Source organism: Halolamina sp. (assembly GCF_036626355.1).
Taxonomy (GTDB): domain Archaea; phylum Halobacteriota; class Halobacteria; order Halobacteriales; family Haloferacaceae; genus Halolamina.
This window is the reverse complement of record NZ_JAZKRY010000037.1, coordinates 1-20,477: the sequence shown is the minus strand read 5'-3', so window position 1 is coordinate 20,477 and position 20,477 is coordinate 1. Positions and strand designations below refer to the sequence as shown.

Below are 20,477 nucleotides of genomic sequence, written 5' to 3'. Positions count from 1 at the left end.
CGACCGTCGTCCAAGACGCTTATTTCGGCACCAGGCCTACCCAGGGGTAATGGTCAACCTGTCGAATCTCCTGTTCGTCTTCGTCGCGGGGTTCGTGACCGCGCTCGCGACGGGCGTTGGGGCGGTGCCGTTCTTTTTCGTCGAGGAACTGAGTGCTCGGTTGAACGTCGGGCTCTGGGGGTTCGCCTCGGGCATAATGATATCGGCGTCGTTTCTCGGCCTGATCACCGAGGGGCTGGCCAACGGGACCGTTACTGAAGTCGGAATCGGGGCGTTCGCGGGCGTTATCCTCGTTATCCTCGCTCACGAGATTATCGAGAGCGCGGAGGTCTCGCCTCGACAGTACGCTGCGGCTGATTTCCGGAAACTCCTGCTCATTCTCGGCATTCTGACGGTCCACTCGTTTCCGGAAGGCGTTGCCGTCGGCGTCGCCTTCGCGGATCTGGGCCTGGAGGGCGGCATCACGCTGTTCGGAACGGCAGTGCCGCTGCTGGCGATATTCATGACTGTCGCGATCTCCATCCACAACGTCCCCGAGGGGGTGGCCGTCTCCATCCCGTTGCGCTCGCTCGGGGTCAGGAACTCCCGGCTGGTCTGGTGGTCGGTGTTCTCCAGTCTCCCCCAGCCAATCGGTGCGGTCATCGCCTTCGCGTTCGTCAGAATCGCCCGAGAGATTCTTCCCTATGGGTTCGGTTTCGCCGCTGGAGCGATGGTGTATCTCGTCCTCTCGGAGTTCATCCCGGAAGCGTTGGAGACGGGTGCGGAACTCGAAAACGGCGGCTATCGCGAACTCCTGACCGGTCTCGTCGCTGGGACGCTGGTGATGGTGCCGCTCATGTTCGTCTGAATCGCAGAAACCGCCGATCCGTGCGTCAGCTTAGTGCTGGTGGCCCATCGCTTCGGAAAGCGATATCCCGAAGCGCTCCTCGAACAGCTCTTCGATGGTCTCGTTTACAGCTTCCATCTCTTCGCTCACCCCCCCCTCGGCGTGGTGGACGCGGGCGTGGGCCTGTTGTGCGAACGCCTGCAGCACGACGTCGCCGATGACGCTCGCGCCGGATTCGTCGCCCTCGCGCATCATCTCGACGAGATCAGCCGGGAGCTCGACGCTGTCTTCGTTCCCTTCGGGACCTTCGACGGTGTAGGTTTGAATGTTGACCATGTTCGAAGGTCGCGTGTCGGACGTAAGGTTCTGTGGGTCTCGGCCCGGTCGCTCTCGAGTCAGGGTTTTCGGCGGCCTGTGCCGTGAGCGCAGTGAGAATCGCCCAACAACCAGCGCCTCAGTCGTCGCTATCTGCGGTCGCGCTAACGGCGCCCTCGGCGGCAATCTCCCCGGCGCGCTCGCGGTCCTCGAGCCAGTGGTCGGCGTCGATGGCTGCTTCGCTCCCCATCCCTCCGGCCGTCACGGCCTGCTGGTAGTGGTGGTCGACGACGTCACCGGCGCCGAAGACGCCGGGCACGTCAGTCGCCGTCTGGCCACCGTCTCGGCCACCCTGGGTGATGAGATAGCCTTCGTCGTCGAGTTCGACGCCGGTCCCGTCCAGGTACTCGGTGTTCGGGGTGTGACCGATGGCGTAGAACACCGCACCGACGTCCATCTCGAACTCAGTGACCTCGTCGGCCTGGTTGCTCTCGAGTTTCTCCTTCGGGTGTCCCTCCGGGTGGCGCACGAGGCTGGTGTGGTCGATCCCCTCCTCGGGCGTGCCGTGGATTTCGGTGAGCTCCGTGTTCCAGAGGATCTCCACCTCGCCCTCATCGACTTTCTCCATGATGCGGTCGATCCAGTAGTCCTCGGCGCGGAACTCGTCGCGGCGGTGGGCGACGTACACGGTGTCGGCGAACTTGGTCAGGAAGTTCGCCTCCTCCATCGCGGCGTCGCCGCCGCCGACGACCAGCATGTCCTCGTCGCGGAAGAACGCGCCGTCACAGGTCGCACAGGTCGAGAGCCCGTAGCCCATCAGTTCGTCCTCGCCGGGGACGCCAAGGGTGCGCGCGGAGGCGCCCGAGGCGGCGATGAACGCGTCACAGCTGTAGACAGTTCCGTCGCGAAGCTCCACCCGGAACGGGGCGGCGTCGGCGCCATTCTCGGCCCTCCCCAGTCCCTCGACGTCGACGACGATACCGTGGTCGGTTTCGGCACCGAACTTCGTCGCTTGCTCCTTCATCTTGTTCACCAGTTCCGGCCCGGAGATTCCCTCCGGGAAGCCGGGGTAGTTGTCGACTTCGGTCGTCAGCGTGAGCTGTCCGCCGGGTTCGTCGCCCTCCAGCACCAGCGGATCGTTGTTCGACCGTCCTGCGTAGATAGCGGCCGTGAGTCCGGCGATTCCCGTCCCGGCGATAATGAGTCGATGGTGGTCGACCGCCTCCTCGGGGAGCTTCGTCATATTTCCAGATAGGTGGGTCCGGGGCTTGTAGGTTGTGCTGTGCTCCCAGCCACGGCACGTGACCGCGAGTGACCCTGTGTCACGAGCGCGGAACCGACGCCGTGGCTGTGTAAAGCCCACCCCGGCGCACGACCGCGAGTGATCCTGTGTCACGAGCGCGGAGACGACGCCGTGGCTGGGTAAAACCACTCCGCGCCCACATGAACTGTTACCTGCGCCGATAGCCTTACCGGCGAAGCCGCTCGAACTCCCCGTCATGCCTGCGGACCTCGAGGAGAAAACCGACCGCTATTCCGAGATGCTCGCCGACGCGCTCGATGCCGCCGAGCCCGCGGCGCCACCCGGGACTCCGCTCGGGGAGGCCGCCGCCGAGACCTACGAGATGGCTGACTCCTACCTCGCCGACGGCCGGCATTTCCGCGAGACCGACGACCCGGTGAACGCGCTCGCCTCGTTCTCCTACGGGTACGGATGGCTCGACGCCGGCGTCCGGTTCGGGCTGTTCGAGATTCCCGAGGAGACCGACCTGTTCACGACCGAGGGAGGAGCACCCTGAGCCAGCACGCCCGGACACCCTTCGTTTCGCCGCCGAGCCCGCTCAGTTCGGGGTCCCCGACCGAACCGCGGACGACGACTACCCGAACCGGTAGGTCGGGCCGTCTTCGCTGTCCTCCACCTCGACGCCGAGCGCCTCCAGCCGGTCGCGGAGTTCGTCGGCGCGTTCGTAGTTGCCCGTCTCACGTTCCTCCTCGCGCAGGTTGAGAACGACCTCGATCAGGTCGTCGGCGATCTCCGCTTCGCCGTCAGTCGCCTCCTGGAACTGGAGGCCGAACACGCCAGCGCCGTACTCCTCGAGCACGTCGATTGCGTCCCGGAGCGCGCGGTAGTCGTACTGCTTCCGGTCATCGACGTGGCGGTTGACCGCCGAGGCGACTTCGAGCAGTTCGGCCATCGCCTTGCGGGCGTTGAGGTCGTCGTTCATCGCCGCCTCGAAGCCGCCGCGGGCGGCGGCGACGGTGTCGCGGAACTCGGTGTCGCAGGCCTTGGTCAGCGCGTCGACGCTATCGGCGTACTCGACGGCGGTCTCGTATGCCTGTTCGAGGCGCTCCCAGCGGCGACGCGCCTCGGCGATGGTCTCCTCGGTGTAGGCCTGCTGGGAGCGGTACTCCGCGGAAGCGTAGAACGTCCTGAGCACGTTGGCTCCGTACTCCCGCAGCGCGTCCGAGACGGTGAAAAAGTTGCCCAGCGAGGAGGACATTTTGTCCTCGCCGGCCTGCATGAAGCCGACGTGGAGCCAGTAGCTGACGAACTCCTCGCCGGTCGCGGCCTCGCTCTGGGCGATCTCGTTCTCGTGGTGGGGGAAAACGAGGTCCTGCCCGCCCATGTGGATGTCGAGGTGCGGCCCGAGATGACTCATCGACATCGCCGAGCACTCGATATGCCAGCCTGGGCGCCCTTCGCCCCAGGGGGAGTCCCAAACCTGACCGGTGGGGTGGTCCTGGCTCTCGACGTCCGCCTTGCGGTGCTCTTCGATAGCGGACTTGTTGACGCCGTTGGCCTTCCAAAGGGCGAAATCCGCGGGGTTGCGCTTCTCGCTGCGCTCCTCGGGCTCGCCCTGACTCTCCATCTCCGCGAGCTGCTGGTTCGAGAGCTTCCCGTACTCCGGGAACTCGCTCACGTCGAAGTAGACCGAGCCGTTGGACTCGTAAGCGTACCCCTCGTCGACCAGCGTTGTCACGAGGTCGATGATCTCGGGCACGTGCTCGGAGACGCGGGGGTAGACCTCTGCCCGCTTGAGGTTCAGCCCGCGCATCCCGCTCAACACTTCGTCGATGTAGTCGCGGGCTACGTCGGCCTCGCTCTCCCATTCCTCGCGCTCGCCGACGCGGGCGGTGATCTTCTCGTTCACGTCGGTGACGTTCTCGACGTGGCGCACGTCGTACCCCTCGTGGGCGAGCCAGCGATGGAGGATATCGGCCTGTGCCCAGAGGCGGGCATGACCCAGATGCGGGTCGTCGGAGACCGTCAGTCCGCAGACGTAGAGCAGCACTGAATCGTCGCTCGGCTCGAACGGCTCGCGCTCACCCGAGAGCGTATCGGTCAGCGACAGGGTCATACAGGCCGATTCACCCTCTCGCTGTTTGAAGCCGTCGGATAGGTGAGCGCCGTCGGGCGGCTCAGCTGGGAACCGTCGAGAGCGCCGACTCCATCGCCTGTAGCGCGTTCGCGCCGTCGCGCCGGTCGACGACGATGACCAGGCTCTCGCCAGCGACTGCCGCCGCGTGGGTCTCGACATCCTCGGCAGCGAGCCGGGAACAGACACTCACCAGTGTGGTCGTATCCACCGCTCCGGTCGCGAGCACGGCCGAGAGCGAGCCGCCATCCGTGAGCACAGTCCCAGCCACAGCGAGAAGCGCCGCGCCGTCGTCGTCGCTCTCAGCATCCGCCTCCGGAAAGCCGACGCCGCTCTGCATCGTCACTCGAGCGTCTCGCTCGCTCGTCTCGAACGCCGGCAGTTCCTCGCCGAACCGTCGGAGTGCAGTAGCGACGGCGTCGTCGTCGCCCTCCACGTCGAGAAACGCCGCGGCGGCGCTGTAGTTGAGCACGCCCGCTCGGAGCGCATCGAGGAGGAAGGGCTGGCGGCGGACGGCGTCGCGCGTTGTTTCCGCAATCGACATGCTCCGCCATGGTTGGTGGGAAGCAAAAAGCCACTCGCTGTGGTCACGCGGTTCCGGGACACGGTCGGCTCAGTAGAACGCGGCAACCATGCCGACGACAGCCACGACAGCCACTATCACGGCGGCGCCGAGGACAATGGCGCTCTCGACAGTGAGCGCCACGGTGAGCGCCGCGAGCAGGGCGACGCCGGCAAGCGCGATCAGTGCGAGTACGCGGACATCGGGTCTCCACGACTCGGCTGGCTGCTGAGGGGTTCCCAGCGACTCGTCGACGGTGATATCGGACGCCTCCTGTCGGGACGGTTCGATAGTGACCTCCGTTTTTCCCGTCGCCGCGCCGTACCCAACTGAGATAGAGAGTTCGCCGGTGACCGCCTCGTCGACGGCTTCGGCGTTCACGTGGATATGTTCTGTCGTCCCCTCGGCGATGTGGTGCTCACGCTCTGCGAGGCGGGCGACTGCGGAGAGCGCCCCGTCCAACTGGACGTGAACACGGGAGCGATCTCCGTGGTTCTGCAGCGCGATGTCGAACGGCCGATTGGCCTCGAACGAGGCCGGGGCGACGACCTCGCGCGGTTTCTCCCGATTCAGGTGGATGGAGAGCGCCGACACGGCTGAAGATGGGTGCCACCAGTGAAAAAGATTCACCCCCGACCGGCGACCGTCCGCTTCCCTCCGTTCCGAAACCGCCGTATTCGCATCGGGAGCCCGGGTGTGAGCGAATGCCCCCGTATTCTCGCCAGGGGACTGCTGTGCCGCCCCGCCGTATTTCCGACCAGCGGCTGGATCGGCTCCCCCGTCGTCTTCCCGGCACTACTGCTGCTGGCCTACGGGAAGGGCAAAACAGCGACGAACGTGTTCGCTGGGTCGCTACTCGTCGGCGGACTGCAGCGATTCGTAGCAGTCCTTGGCCGTCGCCGCCCCCTGTCGGAGATAGCCGATATCGGTGCCGACGATGAGGAAGTCCATTCCCCAGTCGTGCCACATGCTGATCTGTGAGTTCTCGGTTGCGAGCGTGCCGACCGGGATGCCCGCCCGCTCGCCCGCTGCGAGCACGCGGTCGACGGCGTCGACGAACTCCGGCGCGTCGTACTCACCGAAACAGCCGAGATCCGCAGAGAGATCTGCAGGCCCGACAAACAGCGCATCGACACCGTCGACTTCTGCGACCTCCCCCACGTTCGTCAGCCCGGTCGCGGTTTCGACCTGTGGAAGGACCGCAACCTGGTCGTTGGCTGCCTCGAAGTAGGGGCCGATGTTCTTCCCGTAGCCGTTGGCTCGGCTGCCGGCGATGCCGCGGATGCCCTCCGGCGGGTAGCGGGTCGCGGCGACGAGCGCTTCGGCCTCCGCTTCGCTCTCGATCTGAGGAGCCATCACGCCGGCGGCACCGAGGTCCAGCGCGCGCTTGATCTCGGTCGGGTCGTTCTCGGGCACGCGAACCACCGTGTCGGTCTGGCCGGACGCGTCGACGGCCCGGAGCAACTCGCCGGCGCTCTCGATCGAGAGCGGGGTGTGCTCGGTATCGACGACGACGAAGTCGAAGCCCAGCCCCCCGACGATTTCCGCGGCGGCGGGCGAGGCCAACGAGACCCAACTCCCCACCGGTGAGGCGTCTGCGGCCAACTGTTCCCGGAGATCGATACGGTCGATACGTTGTTGACGGGACATACACTCCGGTTCTTCGGCGTTCTAAAAAAGGCGCCCTTACCGGCGGTTTGGTCTGTGGGCGCGGGAGATACAGCTGCTCTATGGTAATCGCTCGTCGTCTGTGAAAACCGATAATGGCCGGGGCGGGCTCCGAACCCGCGATCTCCGCATGACCCAGGTTCGAGGCTCGGCGGGCCCCGTTGGGTTGCGGATGGTTCCTAGGCGTACCGCACCGAATCTCGATACCCTATGAGTGCGGCGCTATGTCCAGCTAAGCCACCCGGCCGCACTCTCCCGTACCGGCATCTCGGACTTAAACCCATTCATCTCGACCGGTGACCCCGAGCCAGTCGGATTTATGACCGGGGCGGAAAATCACCACGTATGAGTTTGCCGGAGATAGTCACCGACCGTCTCGACGACGAACAGCCGGTCGCGGAGGTGGCCCTGGGCGGCGACGACCGGCTCTTCGTGACGCCGAGCCGGACCCTTGTCTACCGCGCGGAGGGGCTGCTCTCGGACGAAACTGTCGAGGAGCTTCCTCACGATATCGAGCGCATCACCGTCGAGAAGAGCCGCCGGAAAGCGACGCTGACCCTCGATTACGGCATCGACGGCGAGGAGAGCGTCACGATCCCCAAAGGGAAACTCGACGACGTGCTCCACCCGATGTTCGCCGGGGTGCTCGACGCCCACGGCGTTACCGATCCCGGGGAGAGCGTCAAGCGGACGTTCCGCTTCTCCGAGCTGACACTTATCGTCACCAGCAAGCGCGTCGTGAAGCACATCGGCCAGTCGGTCTGGAACGAGGAGTACGAGGAGTACCCCTACGAGGACGTGACCAATCTCGCCTTCGAGCCCGGGAACGTCGCGACCAGCGTCGTCCTCACCCTCGGCGACCACCAGGAGCGGTTCAAGGCACCGAACGAGGATGCACGCGTCGTCGAGGCGACGGTGAAGGACGCGCTGTTCTCCTACTACGACGTGGGGAATATCGACGAGTTCCGCGAAATCGCCGCTGCAGAGGAGGGGGAGGGCGCTCCAGAGGAGGAGGAGGCCGCGGCCAGTTCACCGTTCGGTGACGGGCCGGACCTGTTCGGCGGCGACGATCAGGCCGAACCCGAGGAGTCCGAGGGGACGACCGGAACTGACGGAATCGTCGAGCAGGTCTCAGCCGACGGCGAGGATGGCTCCGCGGTAAGCGATGGGTCGGAGCCCGTCGCGGCTGAGAGTGTCGACACTGCCGAACTCGCCACAGAGGTGAGTGAACTACGCGAGACGATCGAACAGCAGTCCACAGAGCTCGACCGGCAGAACGAGCTTATCGAACAGCTCATCGAGGAGCTCCGGGCTGGTCGCTGAGTCGGCGACGACGGACATGCCAGAAACAGCTCCGCTGGTACCGGCCTCATCGGTGACTGCACCGGTGGACTGAGCTCCGCGACGTCGGCCTCCCCGACAGCTTGTCCAGTCCCGGTCTCCTTACTCTCCTGAACCGCTGGCCAGGTAGTTCGCGACCGCCTGCTCGTACCCCTCGTAGATGGTGTCGTAGCGTGGTTCGTACCCCAGTTCGAGCAGCCGGTCGTTCCGGCAGCGCTTCTCCGTCGAGTACCGGCGGGCCGCTTCCGGAGAGAGATCGCCAGTCGAGAGCCGTTCCTCCACGGTCAGCTTCTCCGGTTCGGGTTCCCCACACTGCTCGGCCAGCCAGTCGGCGAACTCCCAGCGTTGGACGGGATTGCCGTCGGTAACCAGCACGGTCTCTCCGCGGGCGCAGTCCTCGGTCAGGAACCACGCTAATGCGCCCGCGGCGTCGTCGCGGTGTGTCGAGTTACGCCAGCCCTCGGTGACCGAGTCGAGATACGACCGCAGCCGGTAGCGACTCGGACCATAGAGCCCGGCAAAGCGAGCGACAGTCCCCGAGAGCGCTGAGTCGTGGACGAGTTTCTCTGCCTCGGCGATGACCCCTGCTTTCGGACTCACCGGATCGACCGGTATCTTCTCGTCGACCCAGTCGCCGCCGTGGTCGCCGTAGACCCCCGTACTGGAGGTGAACAGGAGCCGCTCAGGCGGGCGCTCTCGACTGCGGAACTCCGCGATAACCGTCCGCAACCCGTCGAGGTAGAGCGACCGCGCCTGCTCGACGCTCCCGCGGCCGGCGGAGGCGGCAAACACCAGTGCATCCGCGTCCGGAACCGCCTGGAGCTCCTCGGGATGCGTCATATCCGCCTGAACCGCGTTGATATCGCTCTCCGCCACCTCGGCGGCGCTTTCGGCCGTTCGCACGACTCCTGTCACGTCGTGGCCGGCATCGACCAGCTGGCGGCCCAACTCTCGGCCGACGTAGCCACAACCCAGAATGGTGACGCGCATCATCGCCGGTCGTCGATGAACGCCTGGATCTCGGCCAACTGTGCGAGCGTCGTCCGGAGCCGCCCCTCGATGGCCTGCTGGATCTCCTTCGCGTCGAGCTCGACGTCGCTCTCCCTGGCGATGGTGTCCACGTCGAGCACGGCGCTGGTCATCCCGATCAGCAGATGATCTCGGGCCTCCCAGGCGATATCCTCCGACGACGGCGTCCCTTCGCCGAGGGCGAGAATCTCGGCAGCTTCCTCGATGGTTAGCTCGGGCGTCTCGCCGTCGGCAATAGCCCCGATCGTCGAGCGATCGAGCCCCGTGCCGCCGACCACGGTGTCGATGCCAAGTTCGGTGATCACCGCCGTGAGCTCCTCGAAGTACGCTGCTCGGAGTGCGGCGGGACTCAGCTCACCGGGGTTCTCGGCTGCGTCGTACAACATAGCCCAGGATGGGGCAGGCGAAGCCAAAACGGTTGTTACTCCCCATCGTCGGCGACTGCCTCACACGGCTCCACCTCGTCGGCACCCGGGCAGGGCCAACCGGGTGACTGCTCCGTTCGCTCACCGTCAACGTCGCCGATACCCGGGGTTCCCGGTGGAACGGCGGCGACGATGGTCGTTTCAGTCCCGAAGCTAACCCGCTCGGTCCGTCCCAGTCGCTCCGGCTCGCCGTCGTCATCGACGTCGAATCGGACTGTCGAGCCGTCCCTGACGTACCGAACGACCCCGCCGCCACCGTCTGGCCCATTGGCCGGCGTGCGGAGCGTGAACCGCTGATACTCGCCACGGACGGAGACGCTCCACGCGTTGATCGTCGCGACCCAGGTGGAGGGTGGCGGTGCCAGCGGGAGGCCTGCGGGGAGTCTAGACGCGCCGGTCAGCCGCTTCGTGGCTCGCTGACTCACATCCGCCAGCCCGCTCTCGGTCCGACGGTGCACCGCTTCGCGAGCGAGCGCCCGAGCCGCCGTCGCCGTTTCGTTCGTCGTTGCCGCGGGCACGCTCGTCCGGCGCGTTGCAGTCACCTCTCGGAGATGGACACGGACGCGAATCCCTGCCGCTTCGGCGGTCGCCCGATCGACCCCTCGCACAACGAGTGCGCTGGTGAATGCGTCTGCGTAGCTCCCGTTGCTCATCGCCTGCCCACGGTGGCCCAGGCTCCGCCAGCGTTCTCGGTGATCACGAACGACCCCGGCGCAGGCCCGCTGTGACAGCCCGGTTCCGTTGCGGGCAGCGACGCAGACCGAGCGCTCGACCCAGCTAACGGACCGCCGGACTGCCTCGGTCAACGCCGCGCGGTTTGTTGCGAGTGCAGCTTCCCGTTCGGTCCTGGCGCTGTCGGATGCACTCGAATCGTCGCCGCCGTCTCCATCGCCGGCAGCGGTTGCTGCCCCGGCTGCTGCGGTCCGGTTGGCCGCGATGAGCGTCCCTGCAGCAGTTTGGAGGCTGACCCGCTTGTTCCCGAACAGTGCACCCGAGATTCCGTCAGCGGCGTCGCCGTAGGGGAGCGCGAACCAGTTCGTCGTCTCGACGGCCAGAGGAGTGACCGTCTCTCCAGGCGGCACTGTTGGAACATGGTCCCGGTCAACCGCCGATAGCGTGAGATACGGCGGGGAGCCGTCGGGCGTGACGCGGAACTCCCCATCCTCGTCTCCCTGTGTTGGGCCCGAGCCGTGGCTGCCGGCTCCTCCGGTCCCATCGGTGCCGACACGCAAGAGTTTCGCCAGCCGCCGTGCCGCCCCATCGCCGACCTCGTCTCGGTACTCACGGTTTCGTTCGTTCGTCGCCGCCTCGCGTTGCTCCAGAGCTGCGATAACGCGGTCGAGGTAGGTAGTGCGGGCAGCAACGCGGGCTCTGTCGGCGACGCCATCGTAGCGGTCAGGGGCGTCGATGAGCGTCTCCCGGCGATATTGCAGTCGCTCGGCGAGCAGCGCAGCCGGGTTCGCCTCGCCCGCGGCCAGCCGTCGCCGTGACACGTTCACCGAAACGGCCGCGACCTCCCGCCGGAGCGCTCGCAAGTCCGACGCGACCCACTGCTCGAGGTCGTCCGGTCGCTCGGCGACGAGTGACTCGTTCCGATTCAGTGTGTCTCCCTCACCGGTGGCGACACGCGTCGCGATGGCGTCGATACCGCCGTTCGCGGCGAGGAGCGAGCGCGCGACACGGCTCCGACTGCCGGCGAGGTTAGGCCCGTCGAGCGCGCCACCCCGTCGGAACAGCGGCGCGGTAGCGCCGTCCGGTGCATCGTCAGCCGGCCCGTACGCAGTGACGACCTCCAGGGCAACACGGTACTCCTCGCGCCACTGGACCGTCGTCGTTCGCGTTTCTCCATTGTGGAGCCAGACGCGCGTCGTTGTGTGAGAGACGAGGACTCGTCGCGTTGCACGAACGCCCGAGCCAGTGGGCCAGTGGGTCCGGTTCCCGGCTGCTCGACTCTCGCCAATGGCGGAAACGACGGTTCGCTCGCTGGACTGCTCGGTCAGGAGCAGCCAGTCGTCGCCAGGCGGGTCGGGTGCCGGCGGGTTGCCATCGCTTCGGTCCAGTACCCGTGTCATGAGTGTCGCGTCGACCCGATAGCTCCCCGCCGTTACGGACGAGAGGCTGCTTCGAAGGCCGAGATACGCCTCGTCGGCGGCCGCATCAGGCGACGACGGAATCGGGGATGCAGCCGGTGTCTGGGGGGAGAACCGACCCGACTCCGCATCGCTGTCGTCATCAACGGCGGTCGGTCTCAGCAGCGTGCTGGCCAGGTTGGCAGCATCCCCGTGTTGGGGGCCGAGCACGTCGGTGACGCCGACCCGGACCGTCGCAAGTTCGACAGCACGGGCGCCGTCCGGGTCGTGCCTGCCGAACACCGCCCGCTGCTGGGCGAGCAGTGCGGCGTTCGTCGAAAGTTCGACGTGCCGGGTTCCGAGCACGTTTTGTATCGGTGCGCCAGCGTAGCGCGCGTAGCCTCGGGCCATCGTCACGGGGTAGAGTCGAGTGGTCACGCCCCTCCCCAGCCCCGGACCCTCAAGCGGCCCGCGGTTCAGTCGTTTCTCGAACGTTGTCGCTCGTTCGTGGAGTGTGAGTACCGGCGTCCGAACGGTGAGCGTGAGGCTCAGGTGCCGCTCGGCGATAACCCGGCCGTCCTGGTGGGCTCGGACCGAGATGTTCCGCACTGTGACTGTCATCGCTTCGCCGTCGTCACCGCCGCTCACGGTAACCTCGCGTTTAGCACGCCGAAGGTCAGTGGGCTCTGAAATCGCTGGGAGCGAGACGGAGGTTCGGACGTCACCCGTATTACGGCCCACTCGCTCCAGCGCAGCACGCGCGGCGACGGCGATACGAACCCGCAGCGAATCCACGAACGGCGACGACTCGTTCAGGACGCGCCCGGATGGGGTGTCCGCGGGGTCCGTGACAGGGTGACGTGCCGCGTCGCGAGCAGCGTCGTTGACTGCCGCCCGGAGCGCCGGTCGCACGTCGCGTTCCGTGGCATCGAGACTCGCCGGTGCCTGCCGTTCAACAGCAGGGTCCGCCCGGGTTGCGAGCCCTGTCGCGTAGACGGATGCTGTAACGAGGAGGAGTACCCCGACGAGGGCGAACGGGACGCGAGCGCGGCAGTCGCTTGCGAGGTTCATGCCGACCACGTTCTGACGGCGATCCTCACCGTACCCAGTCGAAGGCCATTCGCGGTGTCCGCCGGCGTGTCGAACTGTGTCCTAAATTCGCCGGTGATCCGGTCGGCCATTGCCTCGGCGAGACGCTCGTTCGCCGTCCGCACGTCGCCATCGTCGATGGCCTCACCGGTGTCGACGCCATAGAAGCTGCTCGCACGGACGTATCTGTGTCGAAGGAGTCGGTCGACCGGGGCATCACCTGCAAGCGCCAGCCGGACTTTTTCAGGCGGAAAGAGTCCTTCGACGAGTGCGCTGGCGACGCGCCGGCCGAGGCCGTCGAACCCCGTCTGCTCTGCGGTTCCCTCGGGGTTAGCCAGCGCAGAGACTCCACTCGGCGGGTGGACTGTGCCAGCGTGCACATCCGCATCCGAAGGCGGGGGTGACCCGATACGGAACTCACGCCCGAGATGCGCACCCGGAAAGGGACGGAACGACACGATGACTTGGGTCCGCGGCGGAAGTCGCTCGCGAACAACAGAGTGAACAGCTGCCGCGAAGCCGGCGTTCGTCCCGGTCAGCGCTTCGCCGTCGACGTGAACTGTTCGGACCGCGGCACGGGCGAGAAGCGACGCCAGCGTCCCATGGGCAGTCCGCTCGTACTCGGGATTAGTGGCGTCGTCGGTAGCTGAATCGATGCCGTCCTTTTCATGCGGAACTGGCCGTAACGAGTAATCGACTGTCGCTGTCGTCGCCGCCAGCGTCTCGGCAACCGAATCCGCACGATCAAGATCGGAACCCTGAGATGGAACGCTCGTGACGGTGATGCCCGCAGCGCTAATGAGTAGCAAGCAGAGACAGGCGTCCAGGGCGACACTCGTCATCGCCAGATCACCACCTGAAGGTAGCCTGCAGCTACCGTTCCGGGCTCCGTTCGGACGGCAACACGTCGGGTCGCCGTTTCGGGGTTCGAGTAGTCCCCGCTTTCGGCCTGCCCCGGCGGTGTCGGGCCCACGGTCCAGCTTCGGTTGTCTCCCCGCAGTGTGATCTTCAGTTCGTACCCGTCAGGGGCCGCACCGACTGCCCCACCGAGTCGGTCTGGGTCGGTAACACCGGCAGACGTGGTGGCGTCGTGGACGCGATCGAGTGTCGGTCCAGCGACGTTCTGATCGGGAGTTGGTGCGACGCTAGCGAGGACGGTCACATGCAGCGAGAGCCCAATCCCGATCGCCACGACGGCAACGAGTGCCGCCGTCGGCGACACCTGGGCACGGGTTTCACCCGTTCCGCGTTCGTGAGAGCCCCGCTCGGTTGTCGCTGCCGAGGAGTGACCAGCCCTCCGCTCAGGCGCCGACGAGCGTGACGCGGTAGCCATCCCAACTCACCCCCCGTATTTCGACCGTCGTCGATCTCTCCCACTCGGGCTCCTCGCTTCGGGCGGCCACCACCGTCTGCCGAAACTCGGTGGGGTTCTCGAACAGCTCTGCAGGATGGGTCCCGTGGAGCACGGCCCTGAGCGGGCCGTCGGCGCCAACCGGCGTAATCGGACCGAAGGCGAACGTCGCCCGCGCGGTTCCCGCGTCGTTGCGCATCGCCAGCCCGAGCGGCCTGAGGCGGACGGCGTCAGCATCGTGGCGGTGGCTCGCCGACGCCGGGCTGTCGCCGGCCGCGAGTTCGTCGACGGTTCCTGCGACACCCGCTGCGTCGGGAGCTGGTCGGGCCGGGAGCGAGCTGGCGAGGGTGAGAAACGCCGCTGCGGTGAGGGCGAGACCGGCCAACAGCGCCGGACTGTCTGCTGGGAGTTCGAACACGGGAGATACTGGTCCCGTTCCCCTACTTGAACTCTCGGCTCAGAGCGCCGCACCCGCGGCGACGACGGCGGCGATGTACGCGCCCGTTGCCATCGGGAGCGCGATTCCGACCCGGTACCCGATCAGCGAGCGGTCGATACCGTGTTCCAGCGCCGTCGAGAGCGCTGTCAACAGCACGGCGAGTGCGAGCACGTAGACGCCGACAGTCTGGCCGAGCGCGGCCGTTCCGAACGTGGCAGCGCCAGTCCCGACCGCCCCGCTGGGGGTGGCCTTCGCGCCGGTCGGAATCCCGCTGACCATCGAGACGGTGACGCCACCCACGAGTGGACCGAACAGCACTGCAGTGTTCGCGAGCGTGCCTGTCACCGCTGCCAACTCCTGACGAGCGTCCGCCTCGACCTGGTGGAGCGCACGGAGATGATCGCCAGCGACAACGAGTACGTCGCCAGCCGGCGCTCCCTCCGTGGCCGCGAGCGAGAGCATCGTTCCGGTGTCCCGGGCCCGATTGCTCGGAACGTCTGCCAAAACACCATGCCGGCCGAAAAACGCAGCCTGAACAGGGAGCCCGAGTCGCTTCCCTCGCTCGCCTGCCTCGGTGAGAAGCTCGCCAGTCACTCCCGGGAGTTCGCTTCCGACCTCGGCCAGCGCCTGCTCGACGGCCATGCCATCGGCGACACGCCTGCCGACCAGTGAGAGCGCGTCCGGGAGTCCCGACTCGACAGCTCGAACCCGCTCTCTCACGTCGTTCCGGGGCTCGAAGTAGCGGGCGACTCCCACACCGACCCCGACGCCGAAGGCGGCGATATGGAGCGCCCAGGGGAGAACGAACGCACAGATCGCCGCAGTTGCGACACCCGTGCCGAAACCGAGAAGCGTCGCCTCGACGCGCTTGTCCGGTACGTTCGGGTGGGTGGCATCGACCTGTGGCGGCGGGAAGGCGACAGGCCGGCGCGTGAGCAGCCAGCTGCCGGCAACGAGCAGGCCAAGCGGGATGACCACGTCATAGAGCAGGACCAGCACCTGGATACCGACGGTTAGCCCCGCGAGCCGAGCCGCCGGAAGCACGCCCACGAGCGCGAGCGGGAGCAGGACGCCGAACGCGTAGAGCCCCGTCAGCGGCCCACGGAGCTCCTCGGCGAACGATGCGAGCCGACGTTCGGCCCCTGTGAGCACGGTTTCGAGTGCGCGGTCGTACCCACGCTCCCGCCGTTCCGGCGCCCCCTCGGCGGCATCGGCGACGAGCGCGCTCGCACGCTCCACTGCCGGCGCCCAGTCGGCCCACTCCGCAGCGAACGACCGAAGTCCGGCCTCCGGACGCCGCTGGGCCTGCCGGACGTGCTCTCCGAGTGCGCTGGCGAGTCGTCCTTCTCCAGAGCGAGCGGCAAACCGACTCGCCCGTTCGAGACTCGGCTCGACTCTGAGTCGAAGGGTTAGCCGTCCGAACAGCGCTGGCGCTGTGCCGAGGCCGCGAGTTCGTTTCAACCGGGCAGCTCCTTTCGTGCCATGGCGGGCGATTAGCGGCGGCACAGCAGCGACAAGGAGCGCCAGCGGGAGCAGTGAGATGGCTCCCGATAGCGCCACGACGACAAGGGTCAGTACACCAATCACGGTGCCCAGACTGTTCGCGGCGGCAACGAGCAGGAACGGGTCCGGAAACCCCAGGAACTGACAGGCGTCGACGAGGTCGTCGTCGACAGCCGGCGACCCGGGCCAGGCACCGGCGAGCGTGTGGATAGAGGCCTCGACTCGGTGTGACTGAGCAACTTCGTCACCTCGCCTTACCACGACTCTGTTCCCGTCTGCTTCGTGTCTCTCGACTGTTCAACCTGGACAGTGGCCGGCCGAACAGCGCCGTCAGCCGCAAGCGCGTGAAGCGATTCCGCGCGCTCGTCGAGCGCCGTCAGCACGTCGTCGTATGCTTCGGATGGGGTAGTGAGACCGGAGAGCAGTGCACTTTCACCTCTGTCAAGACATCCAGTTGGGGCGAGCGCAGCCGAATCGTTCAGGTCGAACAGCGAACGGAGCTTCGGTCCGGAACCGGTCGCTCGCACCTCGTCCAGAGAGACTGCGCGTCGCCCGTCGTCGGTCCGTGCGGTCGTGAGGACGAAATCGGTCGTTCCGAAGGCGGCCTCGCTCACCCCGAGTTCGAGCATCCGGCCGCGGACCGCCGCGGCGTCCTCGCCGTGGACTGTCCCGAGCACCGCTTCACTGGCGGCGCCGACTCGCATCGCCTCGTAGAGTGTCGCTGCTTCCTCACCCCGGACTTCGCCGACGACGAGTGCACCTTCTCCGAGCCGGAGGGCGGTTCTGAGCGCCTCTTGGGGGGTCGTCTCGGCGGTTGCGCTGTCCCCACGAGCCACCCGGAGCGGCTGTACGTCCCGTCCGGCATCCTGGAGCGCGCTAACCGGGAGCTCCGGCGTATCCTCGATGATGATTGTCCGGGTCGGCACCGGGAGCGCCCAGAGCAGTGCACCGAGCGTCGTCGTCTTCCCAGCGCCGCGAGCGCCGGCGACCAACCCGGCGGCGCCCCGCTCGACGGCCAGTGACAGCAGGGCTGCTGCTCGTGGGGTGAGTGAGCCGGCAGCCACGAGTCGCGGAAGCGTCCATGGCTCGGCGCCATGGCGCCGGAACGAGAAGGCCGTTCCTGGCGAGAGGGGACGGGTCACCCCGGCGACCCGGATCTCGTTGTCAGCGTTATCGGTCGGTAGCGTGGCGTCAACCCGCGGCGTCGCACGCGAGAAGGCCCGGCCGCTCGCCCGACGAACGCGCGAGGCAAGCGTTCCGACGCCCTCCGGGGTTAGTCGGATGTTCGTCGGCATCGTGTCACCGTCGACAATCACTCTGACAGGTGTGCCTGCAGCCGGGGCGGTGACGAACGCGTCAGAGACCCGCGTGTCGGCAAACAGTTCGTCCAGGACGCCGTTCCCACGGGTGTGCCTTCGGAGCACTGTGGTGAGCTGTTCCACCGGGTCGTCCGGTGATGCGACGCGCCTGACAGCCCGTGCCGGTCCGTGTGCGCCGCCGCTGCCCGCCGTCGCCAGCGATTCGGCGGCTTCGTCGAGCAGCCGGAGTTCGTCGCTTCCGAACGATGTTTCCAGGGGGAGAAGATGGTAGTGGTTCGGATCAGCCCCGGTCTGTGCCTCGTCCACGGCGTACCGACGAGCAGTCCCCCCGGTGGACAGCGAATCCATATCGAGCAAGCGCGCACCGTCGGGGGGTCGACGCTCGACCCGCGACCGTGCGATTGCCGGGCCATCGTGACTCCGGAGCGCTGACTCGTAGTCACTCGCCTGTTCGACACACTCGGCGAGCCCAGTTTCGGCGACGAGCCGTCCAATCGGACCGGCCCGACCGGTGGCCTCACGCGCGGCGGCGAGCGGGTCAATGCGTGCTGTCGCCGCCAGCTCGGCGTCGTAATGCGCGACAAGCGCAGCGAACCGCCCGGCAGCAAGCAGGAGCGCCACGGCCGCATCAGTGTAGTAGCGCTCGTGTCCTGCCGACCGCACACGCACCGCGTCCACCTCGCGTTCCGCGAGTGCGGTGATGACGGTGGCTCGGCAGGCTGGAGCCGCACCGAGATCTCCGTCTCCAGGACAGTCACCCGCGGTGACCCGAAGCTCGACCCTGTCCTCGACGCCGGTGCCAGCGGGCTCGAAAACCGATGGAGTACAGCGGCAGGCCTCCTCCGACTCCCGCCGCGTGATGAATGACATGGGGTCGCTGGTCCCGGTCTCCTACTTGAACTCTCGGCCAACCGGATACCTCAGCCACGGACGGTGACGACTTTCCGTCCGTTCTCTTGTGAGAGGCCGAGAACGAGTCGGTGCGTCCCCGCCCTCGAGAACGCCACCACTCCGTCCGGCGTCGATAGAGGAATCGGAAGCCGCTTGACGTGGCTGCCGCCGCCGCGGAGCCGATAGCTGACTGCACAGCTGGTCCCGCAGGCGACGGCGAATCGGTCCACCCCGGTGGCGGTGAGCGATGCGGGTGGGAGCGAGACAGTGATGACCCGTCGTGCACCGGCTTCAGCCTCGTCCTCGGCAAGCAGAGAGCTTCCGGCGGTTTCGATACGGCCGGCTGTTCGGTCCATCGTTGCAGCCGTCCGCTCAGTCCGGACTGCCTCGACGGCGGGGAGCGAGACGGCGAGCAGCGCGGCCGCGATGGTGACGGCGAGGAGAACGCGGGTTACCACTGCTGGTTGAGGCGCTCCCGAAGCGGCCGGTCCGCATCGTCGGCCGTGTCGTCGGCATTGGGATCGTTCTCGGAGACCGGTGCCTCATGGCCGGAGTGTGACTCCTCGTCCCCCTCGCTCGCCGTCTCACCCCCACCGTTGCTCGACAACTCGTCGACGTCGGACTCCACTCCCGCGTCGGGCCGGCCGCGCCGATTGTGCAGTTCCCGTTGGTCACGCTCCTCGCTTATTTCGTCAAGCTGACGTTCCAGCCGGTCGACTGCGGCGATGGCGGCGTCGGCGCGGGACTCCACCGCCTCGTTCACCGCGTCGATGCCGCCGAGGAAGCCGCGGACGGCCTGCAGCGCGGCATCCAGTTCGTCGACGCGGTTCTCCAGAGTTTCGTGTCGGTGCTCCAGTGACTCCCTCTCCGGCGACGGTGGGTCTGTCGCTTCTGAAAACTCTCGCTCGGAGCCGTCGACAGCACGTTCGACGGCCGCGAGCCGGCGTTCGAGCGCCCGTTCGTCCGAGTTCGAGGACATGGGTGTGGCTGGTCGCCCCTTCCGGGATAAATGCTGGTTCCACCGTTGATTCTGGGCGAAGGTTAACGTCTCTCCGGGCCGAAATCCAGGGTATGAAGACGGTGCTCATCGGCGTCGGGCAGGCAGGTGGCAAAGTCACCACTGCCCTGGCGAAATACGACGAGGAGATGGGCTTTCGCGCCATCCGTGACGCCCTCGTGGTCAATAGCGCGAAAGCCGACCTCCAGGGGCTCCCGCTCGACACCGTGCTTGTCGGTCAGGATCGGGTGAAGGGCAACGGCGTCGGGGGCGACAACGAACTCGGCGCAGAGGTAATGCAGGAGGACGCCGGCGAAGTGATGTCGGAACTCGGCGAGCGTATCGACTCCGAGACGGAGGCGCTGTTCATCGTCGCTGGCCTCGGCGGCGGCACGGGAAGCGGCGGGGCTCCAGTACTCGCGAGGGAGCTCAAACGGGTGTACGACCTCCCAGTGTACGCTATTGGAATCCTGCCCGGGCGGGACGAGGGGGCGCTCTATCAGGTGAATGCGGGGCGCTCACTCAAGACGCTCACTCCAGAAGCAGACTCAGTCATCCTCATCGATAACGACGCCTGGCGGGGCGCCGGGAACAGCGTCGAAGCGGGGATGACCGCCATCAACGAGAACATCGCCCAGCGCATCGGGCTGCTGCTCGCCGCCGGTCAGCCTATCGAGGACCGTGCGTCGTTCGGCCTCGGCGACGAGGGTGCCGACCGCAGCGCCGCCCAGAGCGTGGTGGACACGAGCGAAGTAGTCAACACCCTTCGGAGCGGCGGCCTGGCGGCAGTCGGCTATGCGGAATCAGAGGCCAGCGAGGACCCGGACGAGAACGTCAACGTCGTCACCAGTACGACCCGGCAGGCGCTGCTCACGGGGACGAGTCTGCCGAACGCCGTGGAGGCCGACGCAGCCCTCGTCGTCGTCGCCGGGCGCCCGAAGTCCCTCTCCCGGAAAGGCGTCGAGAGCGCACGGGCCTGGGTCGAGGAGCAGACCCAGAGTATGGAAGTCCGCGGCGGGGACTTCCCCATGGACTCGGAGACGATCGCGTCGCTCGTGCTACTGAGCGGTATCGAGCGCTCGGATCGAGTTCAGAAGTTTTTCGACCGCGCAGCCGAGGCCGAGCGTGAGACAACGAAACGGGAACGGGAGAAGGAAGCCGCCGATACGTCGTTTCAGAGCGACGAGCTGGACGATCTGCTCTAGCCAGTCACGGCTCGTGACCTGTCGCGAGCTCCGTCTCGCGACGACGGCGCCATTGCCGTGACTGTGCGAAG

20 protein-coding genes and 1 tRNA gene are annotated in these 20,477 nt (G+C 66.9%); 4 read left to right on the top strand and 17 right to left on the bottom strand.

Features of this window, described 5'->3' with window-relative positions:
* Positions 1–49 precede the first annotated feature (49 nt).
* Positions 50–847, top strand: a complete 798-nt coding sequence (locus tag V5A38_RS07625; RefSeq protein WP_332325161.1) for a ZIP family metal transporter — start codon at positions 50–52, stop codon at positions 845–847.
* Between the two features lie 30 nt (positions 848–877).
* Here V5A38_RS07625 and V5A38_RS07620 read toward each other — a convergent pair whose 3' ends face one another.
* Positions 878–1,162 carry a hypothetical protein gene (locus tag V5A38_RS07620; RefSeq protein WP_332325160.1) on the bottom strand — a complete coding sequence of 95 codons (285 nt, stop codon included), beginning with the start codon at positions 1,160–1,162 and terminating at the stop codon, positions 878–880.
* A gap of 118 nt (positions 1,163–1,280) precedes the next feature.
* Positions 1,281–2,384 (bottom strand): FAD-dependent oxidoreductase, encoded by a 1,104-nt coding sequence (locus V5A38_RS07615; protein ID WP_332325159.1) that lies wholly within the window; start codon positions 2,382–2,384, stop codon positions 1,281–1,283.
* A 256-nt stretch (positions 2,385–2,640) separates the two neighbouring features.
* Here V5A38_RS07615 and V5A38_RS07610 point away from each other — a divergent pair, with 256 nt between their 5' ends.
* Complete coding sequence (locus V5A38_RS07610; protein ID WP_332325158.1) at positions 2,641–2,940, top strand: DUF357 domain-containing protein; 300 nt, start codon at positions 2,641–2,643, stop codon at positions 2,938–2,940.
* A 78-nt stretch (positions 2,941–3,018) separates the two neighbouring features.
* Here V5A38_RS07610 and cysS read toward each other — a convergent pair whose 3' ends face one another.
* The 5 genes from cysS to V5A38_RS07585 form a co-directional block, all read right to left on the bottom strand.
* Complete coding sequence (gene cysS / locus V5A38_RS07605) at positions 3,019–4,500, bottom strand: cysteine--tRNA ligase (protein ID WP_332325157.1); 1,482 nt, start codon at positions 4,498–4,500, stop codon at positions 3,019–3,021.
* A gap of 61 nt (positions 4,501–4,561) precedes the next feature.
* Entirely contained in the window at positions 4,562–5,062 is a 501-nt protein-coding gene (locus V5A38_RS07600; RefSeq protein WP_332325156.1) for a hypothetical protein, read from the bottom strand.
* Positions 5,063–5,131: 69 nt separating this feature from the next.
* Positions 5,132–5,674, bottom strand: coding sequence for a hypothetical protein (locus V5A38_RS07595; RefSeq protein WP_332325155.1), 543 nt, complete (start codon positions 5,672–5,674; stop codon positions 5,132–5,134).
* Between the two features lie 258 nt (positions 5,675–5,932).
* Positions 5,933–6,730, bottom strand: a complete 798-nt coding sequence (locus V5A38_RS07590) for an aldolase/citrate lyase family protein (RefSeq protein ID WP_332325154.1) — start codon at positions 6,728–6,730, stop codon at positions 5,933–5,935.
* Positions 6,731–6,844: 114 nt separating this feature from the next.
* Positions 6,845–6,995: transfer RNA gene (locus tag V5A38_RS07585), tRNA-Met, on the bottom strand.
* A 98-nt stretch (positions 6,996–7,093) separates the two neighbouring features.
* Here V5A38_RS07585 and V5A38_RS07580 point away from each other — a divergent pair.
* Positions 7,094–8,071 carry a hypothetical protein gene (locus V5A38_RS07580; protein ID WP_332325153.1) on the top strand — a complete coding sequence of 326 codons (978 nt, stop codon included), beginning with the start codon at positions 7,094–7,096 and terminating at the stop codon, positions 8,069–8,071.
* Positions 8,072–8,191: 120 nt separating this feature from the next.
* On the opposite strand, the gene V5A38_RS07575 is transcribed toward V5A38_RS07580, so the two are convergent.
* The 10 genes from V5A38_RS07575 to V5A38_RS07530 are packed head-to-tail and all read right to left on the bottom strand — an operon-like array spanning position 8,192 to position 19,183.
* Positions 8,192–9,079, bottom strand: coding sequence for an NAD(P)H-binding protein (locus tag V5A38_RS07575; protein ID WP_332325152.1), 888 nt, complete (start codon positions 9,077–9,079; stop codon positions 8,192–8,194).
* On the bottom strand, positions 9,079–9,504 hold the full coding sequence (locus V5A38_RS07570; protein WP_332325151.1) for a DUF5791 family protein: 426 nt from the start codon (positions 9,502–9,504) through the stop codon (positions 9,079–9,081). The genes V5A38_RS07575 and V5A38_RS07570 overlap by 1 nt, the downstream gene beginning before the upstream one ends.
* A gap of 35 nt (positions 9,505–9,539) precedes the next feature.
* A complete protein-coding gene (locus V5A38_RS07565) occupies positions 9,540–12,683 on the bottom strand; it encodes a hypothetical protein (RefSeq protein ID WP_332325150.1) in 3,144 nt (1,047 codons plus the stop codon).
* Complete coding sequence (locus V5A38_RS07560; protein ID WP_332325149.1) at positions 12,680–13,543, bottom strand: hypothetical protein; 864 nt, start codon at positions 13,541–13,543, stop codon at positions 12,680–12,682. The genes V5A38_RS07565 and V5A38_RS07560 overlap by 4 nt, the downstream gene beginning before the upstream one ends.
* Positions 13,540–14,034 (bottom strand): hypothetical protein, encoded by a 495-nt coding sequence (locus V5A38_RS07555; RefSeq protein ID WP_332325148.1) that lies wholly within the window; start codon positions 14,032–14,034, stop codon positions 13,540–13,542. Before V5A38_RS07555 ends, V5A38_RS07560 begins: the two co-directional genes overlap by 4 nt.
* Positions 14,003–14,470, bottom strand: coding sequence for a hypothetical protein (locus V5A38_RS07550; RefSeq protein ID WP_332325147.1), 468 nt, complete (start codon positions 14,468–14,470; stop codon positions 14,003–14,005). Before V5A38_RS07550 ends, V5A38_RS07555 begins: the two co-directional genes overlap by 32 nt.
* A 39-nt stretch (positions 14,471–14,509) precedes the next feature.
* Positions 14,510–16,255: a type II secretion system protein gene (locus V5A38_RS07545; protein ID WP_332325146.1), complete on the bottom strand. Its 1,746-nt coding sequence runs from the start codon at positions 16,253–16,255 to the stop codon at positions 14,510–14,512.
* On the bottom strand, positions 16,249–18,183 hold the full coding sequence (locus tag V5A38_RS07540) for an ATPase, T2SS/T4P/T4SS family (protein ID WP_332325145.1): 1,935 nt from the start codon (positions 18,181–18,183) through the stop codon (positions 16,249–16,251). Before V5A38_RS07540 ends, V5A38_RS07545 begins: the two co-directional genes overlap by 7 nt.
* Positions 18,184–18,233: 50 nt before the next feature.
* Positions 18,234–18,662 (bottom strand): hypothetical protein, encoded by a 429-nt coding sequence (locus tag V5A38_RS07535; RefSeq protein ID WP_332325144.1) that lies wholly within the window; start codon positions 18,660–18,662, stop codon positions 18,234–18,236.
* Positions 18,656–19,183, bottom strand: a complete 528-nt coding sequence (locus tag V5A38_RS07530; protein WP_332325143.1) for a hypothetical protein — start codon at positions 19,181–19,183, stop codon at positions 18,656–18,658. The genes V5A38_RS07535 and V5A38_RS07530 overlap by 7 nt, the downstream gene beginning before the upstream one ends.
* A 92-nt stretch (positions 19,184–19,275) precedes the next feature.
* Here V5A38_RS07530 and V5A38_RS07525 point away from each other — a divergent pair, with 92 nt between their 5' ends.
* Positions 19,276–20,406: a tubulin/FtsZ family protein gene (locus V5A38_RS07525; protein ID WP_332325142.1), complete on the top strand. Its 1,131-nt coding sequence runs from the start codon at positions 19,276–19,278 to the stop codon at positions 20,404–20,406.
* Positions 20,407–20,477: the final 71 nt, after the last annotated feature.